The 13,235-nt window shown below is 65.3% G+C and carries 10 protein-coding genes and 1 other RNA gene; 5 read left to right on the top strand and 6 right to left on the bottom strand.

Features of this window, described 5'->3' with window-relative positions:
* Window positions 1–81 precede the first annotated feature (81 nt).
* Both ssrA and Q4E95_RS01275 read left to right on the top strand, forming a co-directional pair.
* Window positions 82–449, top strand: a transfer-messenger RNA (tmRNA) gene (gene ssrA, locus Q4E95_RS01280).
* Between the two features lie 179 nt (window positions 450–628).
* Window positions 629–1,381 carry a hypothetical protein gene (locus Q4E95_RS01275; protein ID WP_303381610.1) on the top strand — a complete coding sequence of 251 codons (753 nt, stop codon included), beginning with the start codon at window positions 629–631 and terminating at the stop codon, window positions 1,379–1,381.
* A 112-nt stretch (window positions 1,382–1,493) separates the two neighbouring features.
* Here the strand turns inward: Q4E95_RS01275 and hisN are convergent, their stop codons facing one another.
* The 4 genes from hisN to Q4E95_RS01255 are packed head-to-tail and all read right to left on the bottom strand — an operon-like array spanning window position 1,494 to window position 5,326.
* Window positions 1,494–2,297 carry a histidinol-phosphatase gene (gene hisN / locus Q4E95_RS01270; RefSeq protein WP_303381609.1) on the bottom strand — a complete coding sequence of 268 codons (804 nt, stop codon included), beginning with the start codon at window positions 2,295–2,297 and terminating at the stop codon, window positions 1,494–1,496.
* A 5-nt stretch (window positions 2,298–2,302) separates the two neighbouring features.
* Entirely contained in the window at window positions 2,303–3,433 is a 1,131-nt protein-coding gene (locus Q4E95_RS01265; RefSeq protein ID WP_303381608.1) for a ribosome small subunit-dependent GTPase A, read from the bottom strand.
* Window positions 3,423–4,757, bottom strand: coding sequence for a 3-phosphoshikimate 1-carboxyvinyltransferase (aroA, locus tag Q4E95_RS01260; protein WP_303381607.1), 1,335 nt, complete (start codon window positions 4,755–4,757; stop codon window positions 3,423–3,425). Before aroA ends, Q4E95_RS01265 begins: the two co-directional genes overlap by 11 nt.
* Before the next feature lie 32 nt (window positions 4,758–4,789).
* Window positions 4,790–5,326, bottom strand: a complete 537-nt coding sequence (locus Q4E95_RS01255) for a DoxX family membrane protein (RefSeq protein WP_190780098.1) — start codon at window positions 5,324–5,326, stop codon at window positions 4,790–4,792.
* A gap of 219 nt (window positions 5,327–5,545) precedes the next feature.
* Between Q4E95_RS01255 and Q4E95_RS01250 the strand changes: the two genes are divergently transcribed.
* Entirely contained in the window at window positions 5,546–6,226 is a 681-nt protein-coding gene (locus Q4E95_RS01250; RefSeq protein WP_303381606.1) for a sigma-70 family RNA polymerase sigma factor, read from the top strand.
* 4 nt (window positions 6,227–6,230) lie between these two features.
* On the top strand, window positions 6,231–6,497 hold the full coding sequence (gene rsrA, locus Q4E95_RS01245; protein WP_303381605.1) for a mycothiol system anti-sigma-R factor: 267 nt from the start codon (window positions 6,231–6,233) through the stop codon (window positions 6,495–6,497).
* Window positions 6,498–6,831: 334 nt separating this feature from the next.
* Here the strand turns inward: rsrA and Q4E95_RS01240 are convergent, their stop codons facing one another.
* Together Q4E95_RS01240 and Q4E95_RS01235 are read right to left on the bottom strand one after the other, a co-directional pair.
* Window positions 6,832–7,431, bottom strand: a complete 600-nt coding sequence (locus Q4E95_RS01240) for a GDSL-type esterase/lipase family protein (RefSeq protein ID WP_303381604.1) — start codon at window positions 7,429–7,431, stop codon at window positions 6,832–6,834.
* A gap of 117 nt (window positions 7,432–7,548) precedes the next feature.
* Window positions 7,549–11,421: a multifunctional oxoglutarate decarboxylase/oxoglutarate dehydrogenase thiamine pyrophosphate-binding subunit/dihydrolipoyllysine-residue succinyltransferase subunit gene (locus Q4E95_RS01235; RefSeq protein WP_303381603.1), complete on the bottom strand. Its 3,873-nt coding sequence runs from the start codon at window positions 11,419–11,421 to the stop codon at window positions 7,549–7,551.
* 266 nt (window positions 11,422–11,687) lie between these two features.
* On the opposite strand from Q4E95_RS01235, the gene Q4E95_RS01230 reads away from it, so the two are divergent.
* Window positions 11,688–13,145 (top strand): GuaB1 family IMP dehydrogenase-related protein, encoded by a 1,458-nt coding sequence (locus Q4E95_RS01230; RefSeq protein ID WP_303381602.1) that lies wholly within the window; start codon window positions 11,688–11,690, stop codon window positions 13,143–13,145.
* The last annotated feature ends 90 nt before the right edge of the window (window positions 13,146–13,235 follow it).

Genomic DNA, 13,235 nt, shown 5'->3' with positions numbered 1-13,235 from the left:
TCCCGGTGTTGACGCGTTACATCTGGCGGGCGTAAGCTGATGTGTCCGCGACCGAGAGGGAGCGGGTTGGTAATTGAATACGGGGATGATCGGTTTCGACGATGTGAGTTGAGACAGGGGAAGCGGGTCGAGGATACAGAGTTATCTCGTAAACGCTCTCTGTAAAAATATAAGTGCCAAATCCAAGCGCACTGACTTCGCTCTCGCTGCGTAAGTAGCGACAGCAGTCTGGCAGCCCAGGTTCACCTTCGACCTGGATCCTGCCATCAGCTAGAAGGTCACTGCTGCGAACGCAGGTTACGGGCGTTCGTGGGACTCTTACGTAACTGAGTTCGGCGGCCACCTGTGTGCGGGATGGCCGGAACTGAGAAACCTATCAGCACACTGCACCCGGAGAAGCCCTGACAATACTGCATCGGACGGGGGTTCAATTCCCCCCATCTCCACAAATTTCCCGTATTGGGAGAAAGCCTCGCGTTGATACGCGGGGCTTTTTTCATGCCCGGCAGCTGGAACACGCTGAGAGAAAACGAGCGTGTGTAACTCCTGAGTCCGTCGGCACCCTGTGGAAGACTTGGGCGCAGAACCCACGAACAGACCAGACTAGACAGACAGGTAGGTGCATCCCATGAGCGATCGTCCCAACGAGCCGCAGTCCGGTTCTTCCTCCGCTTCCGGACACACCTCGGGCAACAACCAGCCCGAGTACGGTCAGCGCGTGGAGGGCAACGACCAGACCTTCGGTCACAACGCCTACGACCGGCCGCAGCAGAACTACGGTTCGCAGCAGCCCGACTACGGCCAATACGGCGGCAACCAGGGCTACGGCAACCAGCCGCAGTACGGTGATCAGCAGTACGGCAATGACCAGTACGGCAACCAGGGCCAGCAGGGCTACGGCAACCAGGGTTACGGTAACGACCAGTACGGCAACCAGGCGTACGGCCCGGGCGGGGCCAACAACCCCACGTACTACCAGAACGACTACAACCAGCAGCCCTACGGCAACCAGAATTATTACGGCAACGGCAAGCCCGCCGGACACGGCCTGGGCATCGCCTCGCTCGTGTTGGGCATCATCGGCATCCTGACCTTCTGGTTCTTGGGCATCGGCGGCCTGATTGGTCTGGTCGGTCTGATCCTCGGAATTGTTGGACTGTCCAAGCTCAAGAAGACCCCGGGAGCCTCCAAGGCGCTGCCGATCGTCGGTATCGTGCTCTCGATCCTGGCAATCATCGGCGGCATCATCATGGCGGTCCTGTTCTTCTGGGCCTTCGACATGGTCAGCGATTGCCTGCCGCTGATCGACTCCGGTTCCCAGACCGCGTACGAGCAGTGCGTTCAGGACGCCGTCAACCAGAACATGGGTATCAACAGCTAACGCGCCTCCCACGGCATCGTGCCCCGGCACGGTCGACGACGCCGCTCCACGCGGGCGTCTCGGCCGCCCGGGGCACGAGGTGGTTAAGGGTAGGTGCCAGTGGGTTCCGGCCCTAGGACGTTTCGCGTGTGCCCAGAATGTCCAGAGCGGCGTCGTGAAGCACCCCGTTACTGGCAATCGCGTTGGCGCCGAACGGGCCGTCCTGGCCCTTGAGTGAGGTGAAGCGGCCGCCGGCCTCGGTGACGATGGGCACCAGGGCAGCCATGTCATAGAGGTTGAGCTCGGGCTCGCATGCAATGTCCACGGCGCCCTCGGCCACCAGGCAGTAGGACCAGAAGTCACCGTAGGCGCGCGTGCGCCACACGGAGTCGGTCAGCTCAATGAACTGATCACGCACCCCCAGATCCCGCCAGCCGGTCAGGGACGAGTAGGACAGCGAAGCATCAGAGAGCTGGTTGACCGATGACACGGACAACCGCGTGGCCTGCGACAACGAGCGACCCGTGAAGGCGCCCGAACCCAGGGCGGCCCACCAGCGGCGATTCAGGGCAGGTGCGGAGACCACACCGGCCACCACTTGGTCGTCCTCGATCAGCCCGATGAGCGTGGCCCACACGGGCACACCGCGCACAAAGTTCTTGGTGCCGTCGATCGGGTCGATCACCCATTTCCGGGAACCGGATCCGCTGGTGCCGAACTCTTCGCCGATCACGGCATCGCGATTACGCACCCGGCCCAGTTGTGAACGGATCACCGATTCGGCCTCGCGGTCCGCGTCCGTGACGGGGGTGAGATCGGGTTTGGTCTCCACGTGGAGGTCCTGGGCCTTGAACCGACGCATGGTCAGCCCGTCCACAGAATCGGCCAGAATGTGCGCGAGACGGAGATCATCCGTGTAACTGCTGGGTGGTCGCATGATCTCTACGTTATCGCCTGTCCCAGGTGCTTTTCGTCGGCGCCCGCCTGTGTTTCCCCTCGCGAGGCAGCGAGCAGCCTGCGCAGCGACTCCAATCTCAGGGGTGCGGCCGGAGAGGCCTCGGGCCGCCGCACCCACTCGTCCAGCGCGCAACCGGGGGAGTCCTGGGTGTGCAGACAGCCACGCGGGCAGTCCGCGGTGGCGGGGACGAGGTCCGTGAACGAGTTGATGAGTTCCTCCTCGCTCACGTGGGCCAGACCGAGCGAGCGAATACCGGGGGTGTCGATGACCCACGTTCCGGGGGAGGTGTCCGGCATGCGGAGGGCCCGGGCGGAGGAGGACGTGTGGCGGCCGCGACCGGTCACGTCATTGACACCGCCGGTGGCCCGTTGCGAGCCCGTGAGCGCGTTGACCAGCGTTGATTTCCCCACGCCGGAGGGGCCCAGGAACACGCTGATGTGCCCGTCCAAGATGGTGCGGAGCCGGCCGACGGATTCCTCCGAGATGGCCAGGGATTCCTCGTGGACGCCCGCGGCCGGGCGGCCACCGAGGGCATCCGAGGGCTCGGTCGACACGGTCCGGACGTCCAGCGCCGCCACGTAGCTGAGGAACCCGGCCGGGTCCTTGAGGTCGGTTTTGGTCATGCAGATCACGGGGGTGATGCCGGCGTCCGACGCCGCCGCGAGACCACGGTCCACAAAGCCGGTGCGCGGCGTGGGGGACTCCGTGGCCAGGACCAGCACCAGCCGGTCCGCATTGGCCACAATGACGCGCTCCACGGGGTCGGTGTCGTCCGCGCTGCGGCGCAGGACGGTGGCGCGGGGTTCAATGCGCACGATCCGGGCGAGCGTGTCCGGGGCGCCGCTGGCATCGCCCACGACTCCCACTTGGTCACCGGGGACGATGGGGTTGCGGCGCAACTCCTTGGCGCGGATGCACACCACGGTGCGTTGATCACGGCTGTGCTCATTGACCACGCACGTGTAGCGGCCACGATCCACGGCGATCACCCGGGCCACCACCGCATCCTCGTGGGTGGGGCGCTGTTTGGTGCGGGGGCGTGAGCCTTTCTTGTTGGCTCGCACTCGGACATCGGACTCGTCCCACTGTCGGTGGGCGCTGGAATTACGCGCCATGGTTGACCAGGGTGGTCCACATCCGGGAGAAATCGGGCAGCGTCTTGGCGGTGGTGCCAATGTTCTCCACGCTCACGTCCGCCACGCGAAGACCGATGATGGCGCCCGCGGTGGCCATGCGGTGGTCGTCGTAGCTGTGGAACAGTCCGCCGTGCAGGGGCGCGGGATCAATGATGAGCCCGTCCGCCGTCTCCGCCACGTTGCCACCCAGCTGGTTGATCTCGGTGCGCAGGGCCGCGAGGCGGTCGGTTTCGTGGCCGCGCAGATGAGCAATGCCTCGTAGTTGCGATGGGCCGGTGGCCAGCGCACACATGGCGGCCACGGTGGGGGCGAGCTCGCCGGCCTCGGACAGGTCCAGGTCCACGCCGCTGAGCTGGGCCGGACCGGTTGCGGTCAGGACACCGCCCGCGAGGTCAACGGTGCCGCCGAACTGCGGCAGGATCGAGCGCCAGTGATCGCCGCCCTGGGTGGTGTGGGAGGGCCAATCCGGGATGCTCACGGTGCCGCCGGTGACCATGGCCGCGGCCAGGAACGGGCCGGCGTTGGAGAGGTCCGGTTCCACGGTGACGTCCAGCCCGGGCATCCGAGTGGGTTCGACCCGCCATTCGGTGTCACTGATGCGCGTGGCGTTCACACCGGCCTCGCGCAGCACCTCCACGGTCATGGCCACGTGGGGCAGGGACGGGACCCCGGCGCCGTCGGACTCGTGTTTGAGCACCAAAGGGCCATCGAAGCGCACGGCAGCCAGCATGAGGGCGGAGACGAACTGTGAGGAGCCGCTCGCGTCGATGCGCACGGTGCCGCCACGGACGCTACCGGTTCCCGAGACGGTGAGTGGCAGGGTGCCGCTGCCCTCGTCATGAACCGTGACGCCCAGATCGCGCAGGCCGTGGATCACGGGACCCATGGGGCGCACTCGGGCGTGGGGATCGCCGTCGAACGTGGTGTCCGCGTTGAGAAGGGCCGCGACCGGCGGCACGAAACGCATGACCGTGCCCGCCAACCCACAATCGATGTGGCACAGCTCGGGGCGGCGTGCATCAGCGGCGGGGCCCTCGGGGATGGGGGTAATGCTGAGATCCGCGCCGAAGGGACCGGGCGCGCCGATCGGTTCGATGACCGCACCCAACTGCCGGAGGGCAGCGATCATGAGTTGGCTGTCACGTGAATACAACGGCTTGCGCACCACCGATGCCTCGGAGGCCAGGGCCGCCAGGACCAGGTACCGGTTGGTGAGCGATTTGGAACCGGGAATGGCCACGGATCCGCTCACCGGGCGATCGCCGGTAAAGGGCGCGGCCCAATGGGGTTCGGTGTGCGACAAGCCGTTGTGCGTATTCACTGTGTGACCGGGCCTTAGTGGCTGACCGCGTCCTGGACGGCCTTCTCGGCCTGGGCGAACTTCTTCTTGGTGTCCTTGGACACCTTGGCGGCGTTCTTACGAACGTCATCCGCCAGGTGGCTTGCTCGCCAGACGAGCGAGGGGTTGCCGGCGGTGTCCACGGAGGCAATCATCACGGCACCGACCAACGAGAGGTTCTTGAACACGTTGCTGCGGCGCTGGGACGTGCCCTCCTTGGTGGAGGTATCCGCGGACTGGTACTGCACGAACCCGTTGATTGCGGTGGTGCCGAGCAGCACCGATGCGGACAGGCGGGGGAACTTGCTCAACGCAAGGGCGGAAGCGGCCAATACCTGGGCCGCCGCAATGCCCTGGGCCACCTGGGCGCGGTTTGCGGTCACGGGACGGACCTGCGGCAGTACCTGCTCCACCTGCTTCAGGACCGGGTCCAGCTTCTCGGCGGCGGCCGAGGAGTCACGGAATGCTTCAACGCCGCCGGCAATGTAACCGGTGGCGAGCAGGGGACGGGCGAGACGACGAACGATGCTCATGGTTCCTCCTTTTGGTCCCGGCATTTCCGGGAGGGCACGTCTTTCATCCTAACGGGGCGCCACTGACCAACGCACGGGAATAGTGCGGCGGGTCCGCCGTGTTATTCACCAGTAGACAGCAAGCGCCACACAGCGGGTCCTCAACCCGGATCGACCACGCGGCCCACGGAAGGCAGGTAGAGCATGATCGTCACCGCCCCGACCGTAGACTGGACCGTGATGAAAGATCATGAAGAGCTTGAGCCGCGGGTACAGGACACTGCCGAGCCGGTGGACGTCAGCCAGGAAACCACACAGCAGCGCCGCGAACGTTTTGAACGAGACGCCATGCAGTACGTGGACCAGTTGTACGCTGCCGCGTTGCGCATGGCCCGTAACCCCGCCGATGCCGAGGACCTGGTCCAGGAGGCCTACACCAAGGCCTTCTCCGCGTTCCATCAGTACAAGCCCGGGACCAATCTCAAGGCGTGGCTGTACCGGATCCTGACCAACACCTACATCAACCTGTACCGCAAACGGCAGCGCGAACCGCGCCAGGCCAACACGGACACGGTGGAGGATTGGCAGCTGCACCGGGCCGAATCCCACACGTCCAAGGGGCTGCGATCGGCAGAGGCCGAGGCCCTGGACCACCTACCGGATTCTGATGTGAAGCGGGCGCTGCAAGAACTTCCCGAAGAGTTCCGACTCGCCGTGTATTTCTCCGATGTCGAAGGCTTTGCCTACAAGGAGATCTCCGAGATCATGGACACGCCCATCGGCACCGTGATGTCTCGACTGCACCGAGGCCGCAAGCTACTTCGGGAGAAACTGGCCGACTACGCCACCGAGCGAGGTTTCGACACCTCCAAGGGGACCAAGAAGTCCAAGGGCGAGACAACATCGAAGGACCGAGGCTGAACCAATGGCTGACAACGACTGCCAGAACGGCTGCACCGATGAGCGCATCCGTCGCATTTACGAATACCTTGACGGTGCCCTGACCAAGGAGGATCTCGAGGAGATCCACGCGCACCTCACCGACTGCCCCGAATGCGAGCGCGAGTACAACTTGGAGTGCGTGATCCGCACCGTGATCAAGCGATCCTGCACGGAGACTGCCCCCGCGCAGCTCAAACAATCGATCCTCACGCGCATTGACGCGCACTGCAGCGATCACCCGGCGGCCTAGCTCTCACCGCTCCGCGCCACCGCTCTCACGGCAGAGCAACGACCACCGCGCAACAACCACCGCAGGCCCGTAACAGCGGCCCGCATTGCGGTTTGAAGAAATGACAACGCCCGCAACCGTTACGGTTGCGGGCGTTGGTCGTACTGCACAGAACTCAGGCGTTGGGCCGCTTTCCGCGGTTCGCAGAGTTCTTGCGGCGGTCCTTGCGCTTACGTCCACGCTTGCTCATGGTGTACCTCCTGCGTTGATTCGTCTGGGCACCGTCCGCCAGTATCTCACAACCTGGCGTTTACTCCGAGTTGACCGGCCGGTGAAGGCCCACGGTGCTCGCGCTCTATCGGGGTTCGGGCAGGTTCAGCCAGTTGTACCAACCGCGGTGGAGCACCAGCCAGGCCATCAAACCGTAGCCGGCCTGCCCGGGATGACCGTGGTTGGCGGCCAGGTCCTTGCGCCACTGCTCGTGGTGCTGCAGCGGGTTGAACGTGTCCACGTACACGTGCTGGCGGCGGGTGGTCACGTCACCGAAGGCCGCGGAGAGATCGGCGATCCTGCGGTTGCGTTCCGGGTCCAGCGTGGGCGGGGGACCCACCACCAGCACCTTGATGTTGTTCTGGGTCGCCTGATCCACGATATTGGCCATGTTCAACCGCGAACGGGCCGAGGTGATGTCCAGCTCCACGTCCATGGCCGAGGGCGCGATCACCAAACGGTTGTCGCACGTGGAATCGAAACGGCGGGAGGCTTCGTCGAACCAGCGCTCGTTGAGGGACTCACTGCCCTCACCGGGCGCAGCCAGGTTGTAAGCGTCCACGGGCACGATGTCCCGCGGGGTACGCGCCAGCACTCGACCGAACCAGCCCAGGGCACGGGGGTCTTCCACACCGGCTAGCAGTTCGTCACCGACGGCCACAATGCGGATCCTGCGTTGGTCCACTATTCCTCTTCCTTTGCTCATAACGTGTCTCGGTGGCCACCGTAAACCACGATGGCCACCGAGGGGAAAACGTGTCCGCTGCGGCCCCGATCCCGCGGGGCCGCAGCGCAGTGCTGATTACTCGCCGCGGTCGAAGGCCTGCTGCACCAGGGTCTCCAGCTCCTTCGCGTGACGCTTGGCGGAACCGTTGGCCGGGGAAGCGGAAGCCGGGCGCGAGGCCAGCTGAATCGGGCGGTCCACTTCAGGCACCAGGTTCACGGCCATGAACGGCCACGCACCCTGGTTGGCTGGCTCGTCCTGGGCCCACATGATGCGAGCCTGCGGGTAGCGTGCCAGTTCCTTCTTGATCTCGTTCAGGGGCAGCGGGTAGAGCTGCTCGACACGAATGATCGCCGTGGAGTGGTCCCCTGACTCCTCCCGCTGAGTGACGAGATCGTAGTAGAGGCGACCGGAGACCAGGATCACGTCCGTGACCTTGGAATCGTCCAGGTTCGAGACATTCGGGATGACCTGCTGGAACGTGCCCTGCGTGAAGTCCTCAATGGGGGAGGCGGCCGCCTTGAGACGCAGCAACTGCTTGGGCGTGGCCACGATCAACGGGCGCCGCGGGCGCGAGTAGGCCTGCCGGCGCAACAGGTGGAAGTGGTTGGCCGGGGTGGACGGGTTGACCACGGTCATGTTCCGCTCGGCGCACAGGGTCAGGAACCGCTCGATACGTGCCGAGGAGTGGTCCGGGCCCTGGCCCTCGAAGCCGTGGGGAAGGAGCAGGACCAGCGAGGAACGCTGACCCCACTTCTGCTCGGCCGAGGAAATGAACTCGTCCACGATGGTCTGGGCACCGTTGGTGAAGTCACCGAACTGCGCCTCCCACACGGTCAGGGCCTCGGGGCGTTCCACGGAGTAGCCGTATTCGAAACCCAGCACACCGTACTCGGAGAGAGGCGAGTTGTAGATGGACAGCTTGGCCTGATCCCCGGAGAGGTTGTTCAACGGTTCCCACTCGGAGCCGTTCTCGGCATCGAAGAACACCGCGTGACGCTGTGTGAAGGTACCGCGGCGCACGTCCTGACCGGAGAACCGGATCGGCACACCCTCCATGAGCAGTGAACCGAAGGCCATGAGCTCGCCCATGCCCCAGTCCACGCCGCCCTTCTGGGTCATTTCGTTGCGGCGCTCCAACAGCTTCTGCAGCTTGCGGTGGGTGGTGAAACCCTCCGGGGTGTCCACGTGAGCCTCACCGATGCGGCGGGCAACCTCTTCGGTGATGGCCGTGGACTTGGGGATCGAGACTCCCGAGTCCGCCTGCTGGGCGGAGGGGCGCTCGATGTTGGCGATCGCGGCGGCGTCGCCGGTGACCAGCGGAACCGTGGAGGTCTGAGCCTCGTGGGATTCCGCGAAGACCCGTTCCAGACGCTCCTGGTAGTCCTTGAGCGCGCGGTCGGCTTCTTCCTGGGTGATGTCACCGCGGCCCACGAGGTTCTCGGTGTAGACCTTGCGGGTGGAGCGCTTACCGTCGATCAGGGAGTACATCAGCGGCTGGGTCATCGAGGGATCATCGCCCTCGTTGTGGCCGCGGCGGCGGTAGCAGACCAGGTCGATCACGACATCCTTGTGGAAGCGCTGGCGGTACTCGAAGGCCAACTGACCCACGCGGGTCACGGCCTCGGGGTCGTCCGCGTTCACGTGGAAGATCGGGGCCTGAATGGTACGGGCCACGTCCGTGCAGTACGTGGAGGTGCGCGCACCGGACGGCGAGGTGGTGAAGCCGATCTGGTTGTTGACGACCACGTGGATGGTGCCACCCACGTGGTAGCCCTCCAGACCGGACATCTGCATGACCTCGTACACGATGCCCTGCCCGGCCATGGCGGCGTCGCCGTGGACCTGGACGGCCAGCACGGGGAACGTGCCGTCCCCCTCGGGCCCGGCGCCCAGAACGTCCGTCTTGGCGCGGGCGATGCCCTCGATCACAGGATTCGCGGCTTCCAGGTGGGACGGGTTGGCTGCCAGGTAGACCTGGGTCTCGTTGCCGTTGTCCGAGGTGAAGACACCCTCCGTGCCCAGGTGGTACTTCACGTCGCCGGAGCCCTCGATGGAGCGGGGATCTTGGCTGCCCTCGAACTCGCGGAAGACCTGTGCGTAGGACTTACCGGCAATGTTGGTGAGCACGTTCAGGCGGCCGCGGTGGGCCATGGCGATACCCACGCCGGCCAGGGACTCGTCAGCGGCGTCGGAAATGATCGCGTCGAGCAGGGGGATCAGGGACTCGCCGCCCTCCAACGAGAAGCGCTTCTGACCCACGTACTTGGTCTGCAGGAAGGTCTCGAAGGCCTCGGCCGCGTTGAGGCGACCCAGGATGCGGAACTGTTCCTCGCGGGCGGGCTTCTGGTAATCGTGCTCCAGTTTGTCCTGGAACCACTCCCGTTCTTCCGGGTTCTGCAGGTGCATGTATTCGACGCCCACGGTGCGGCAGTACGCGTCACGCAGCCGCCCGAGGATCACGCGCAGGGTCAGCAGGTCCTGGCCACCGAAACCGCCGGTGGGCCACTCACGCTCCAGGTCCCACAGGGACAGTCCGTAGCTGCGGATGTCCAGGTCCGGGTGCTTGCGCATCACGTACTCGAGCGGGTTGGTGTCGGCCATGAGGTGACCCCGTACGCGGTACGCGTGGATCAGCTGCTGGATGCGAGCGACCTTGTTGATCTGGGTCTCGGGGTTGACCTGGTTGTCCACGGCCCAGCGAACGGGCTCGTAGGGGATGCGCAGGGCCTCGAAAATGGTGTCGTAGAAGTCGTCCCCGCCCAGTAGGTAGTGCTCCACGAGCTTCAGGAATTCGCCGGAACCCGCGCCCTGGATCACACGGTGATCGTAGGTGGAGGTCAGGGTGATGATCTTGGAAACGCCCAGGCGCGCGGTGGTGCGCGGGGAGGCGCCCTTGTACTCGGCGGGGTAGTCCAGTGCGCCCACGCCCACGATGCAGGCCTGGCCCTTGGACAACCGCGGCACGGAGTGCACGGTGCCGATACCACCCGGGTTGGTCAGGGACACCGTGGTGCCCTGGTAGTCGTCCATGGTCAGTTCGCCGGACCGGCCACGCTTGACCACGTCTTCGTACGCGGTCCAGAACTGCATGAAGGTCATGTCCTCGGCGCCCTTGATGTTGGGCACCACCAGGTTGCGCGAACCGTCCTTGTTGGGGATGTCGATCGCGATGCCGAAGTTCACATGGGCCGGCTGGATCGCGGCGGGCTTGCCGTCCACTTCTGCGTACACAACGTTCTGCGACGGGTAGTTGGCCAGCGCGCGGATCACGGCGTAGCCGATCAGGTGGGTGAAGGACACCTTGCCACCGCGGTTGCGCGACAAGTGGCTGTTGATCACCAGGCGGTTGTCGATCAGAAGCTTTGCGGGCACGGCGCGCACGGTCGTGGCGGTCGGAACCGTGAGGGAGGCGTCCATGTTCGCCGCAACGGCCTTGGCCGGGCCGCGCAGCTTGGTGACCTTGTCCTCAGCCTCGGTCTTGGGTTCCTGCTCCTTGGCCTTCGCTTTGGCGTTGACCTCGGGCTGGGCGCGAATGGGGCGCTTGGTGGCCGAGCCCTCGCCGCCGTTGGATTCCTGGTCCACGCCCTCGGGTCGGCCCTTGGCCTTGGAGCCTCCGGTGGTCGATGACGGCGCCGCGGCGCGCTTGGGTGCGCCGGCGGTGGACTTGGCCGCCGGGGCGGGCTTTTCCTGGGTCACCTTGGGCTTGTTCTCCTGGGTGGAAGCAGAGGCGGGCGCCTTGGACGGGGCGGCTGGCTTTGTGGCAGCGTTGTTGGATGTCGAGGGAGATGCAGTGTCGGAGTCAGAGCCCTTGCTCATTTCCTCGAAAATGGGCCACCACTTCTTGTCCACGGAGTTCTTGTCGTCCTGGTATTTCTCGAACAGCTCGTCGACGAGCCATTCGTTACCGGCGAATTCTTCGGGGATCAGGTGGTGCGGCTGCTCTGGCACGGGAGATACGCCTCTTCCATATGACGGTGTGCTCCGGTGGTTGCTCGGTAGACCACCACCGGTCGGTGGTGCCAGCGGTATGTGTCTCCGCGGGCGGACGTGGTGGCCTTAATTCTCATAAGGCCGTACTAAGCCAACAGTCTAATGAGGCGAACACCGCCTGGCCAGTTCATCCTGACCCTTCGGTAAGTCTCGCCGTTCGTCCGTGAGGGACCCCTGATGAGCTGCCTGACGGGGCACCTGAGAGGCCCGTAGTATGGGGTCTCGTGCGATTCCTCACCACTCCCAGTACCGACCTCACCTACAACGACGTTTTCCTGGTGCCCTCCAGCTCCCGGGTGACGTCCCGCTTTGACGTGGATCTGTCCCCGGGCGACGGCACCGGCTCCACCATTCCGTTGGTGGCGGCCAATATGACGGCGGTGACCGGCCGGCGCATGGTCGAAACCATGGCGCGCCGCGGCGGCCTGGGCATCCTGCCGCAGGACATCCCGCTGGACGTCATCGCCCAGGTGACCGACTGGGTCAAGAGCCGCTCACCCCAGTACGAGACCCCGGTGACGCTGCACGAGACGGACACGGTTCATGACGCGCTCGGGGTCATGCACAAACGCCCTCACGGGGCCGTGCTCGTCACGGATGCGAAGGGTAACTACCGCGGCCTGGTGCTCGCCGCCGATTGCCAGGACGTGGACCGCTTCACCCGGTTGACGGACGTCATGCGTACGGACGGCCCGGTGTTCCAGGCCGAGGACTTCGCCGGCCAGGATCACGATGCCGCGATGCGCTCCGCCTATGACAAGCTGGCGGCCTCGCGGCTCAGTGTCGCCCCCGTTCTGCGGGAGCGCGCGATCGAGGGAGTCCTCACCCAGAAGGGCGCGGTGCGCTCCACCATCTACCAACCCGCCCTCGGCACACAGGGCCGGTTACAGGTGGGCGCAGCCGTGGGAATCAACGGTGACGTGGCCGCGAAGGCCGCAGCGCTGCTCGACACCGGCATCGACGTGCTCGTGGTCGACACCGCCCACGGCCACCAGATCAAGGCCATGCAGGCAGTGGAGGCCGTGCGCGCCCTGGACCTGCGGGTCCCCGTCGTCGCCGGGAACGTGGTCTCCGCCGACGGCGTGCGCGACCTCATCGGCGCCGGCGCGGATATCGTGAAGGTCGGTGTGGGCCCCGGGGCCATGTGCACCACCCGCATGATGACCGCCGTGGGCCGACCCCAGTTCTCCGCCGTGGTCGAATGCGCGGATGCCGCGGCCGACCTCGGGAAACACGTCTGGGCCGACGGCGGCGTGAAGCACCCGCGTGACGTGGCCCTCGCGCTTGCCGCCGGAGCGCGTCAGGTCATGGTCGGGTCCTGGTTCGCCGGCACCCACGAGGGCCCCGGCGATCTCAACATCGATGCGAACGGTCGCGCTTACAAGGAAAGCTTCGGAATGGCTTCCGCACGGGCCGTGCGTCACCGCACCCGCGGGGAGGACGAGTTCGCTCGCGCCCGCAAGGCATTGTTCGAAGAAGGTATCTCCAACTCCAAGATGTACCTGGATCCGCAGCGTCCGGGGGTTGAGGACCTGATTGATCACATCACCTCCGGTGTGCGCAGCTCCATGACGTACGCGGGGGCCACCTCGCTCGCGCAGTTCAGCAACCGCGCAGTGGTGGGAATCCAGTCGCAGTCCGGTTACGACGAGGGTCGCCCGCGCTCGGAATCCTGGAGCTGACGGCCCCTTGCGGCGGCGGTTTTCGCTCCTGGGCTTATTGAGAATGGTTAGTGGTATGCTCTCCGCAGACCACATGCAATTCATTCTCAA

It is taken from the genome of Kocuria sp. (assembly GCF_030536815.1).
Classification (GTDB): Bacteria; Actinomycetota; Actinomycetes; order Actinomycetales; family Micrococcaceae; genus Kocuria; species Kocuria gwangalliensis.
Note: the sequence above shows the minus strand (reverse complement) of the source record. Positions and strands in the feature narration are given on the sequence as shown.

Bases quoted from the DNA above. Each gene is read 5' to 3' on its own strand.
- Q4E95_RS01275 (WP_303381610.1), top strand. From the start codon at position 629: ATGAGCGATCGTCCCAACGAGCCGCAGTCCGGTTCTTCCTCCGCTTCC.
- hisN (WP_303381609.1), bottom strand. From the start codon at position 2,297: ATGCGACCACCCAGCAGTTACACGGATGATCTCCGTCTCGCGCACATT.
- Q4E95_RS01265 (WP_303381608.1), bottom strand. From the start codon at position 3,433: ATGGCGCGTAATTCCAGCGCCCACCGACAGTGGGACGAGTCCGATGTC.
- Q4E95_RS01255 (WP_190780098.1), bottom strand. From the start codon at position 5,326: ATGAGCATCGTTCGTCGTCTCGCCCGTCCCCTGCTCGCCACCGGTTAC.
- Q4E95_RS01250 (WP_303381606.1), top strand. From the start codon at position 5,546: ATGAAAGATCATGAAGAGCTTGAGCCGCGGGTACAGGACACTGCCGAG.
- rsrA (WP_303381605.1), top strand. From the start codon at position 6,231: ATGGCTGACAACGACTGCCAGAACGGCTGCACCGATGAGCGCATCCGT.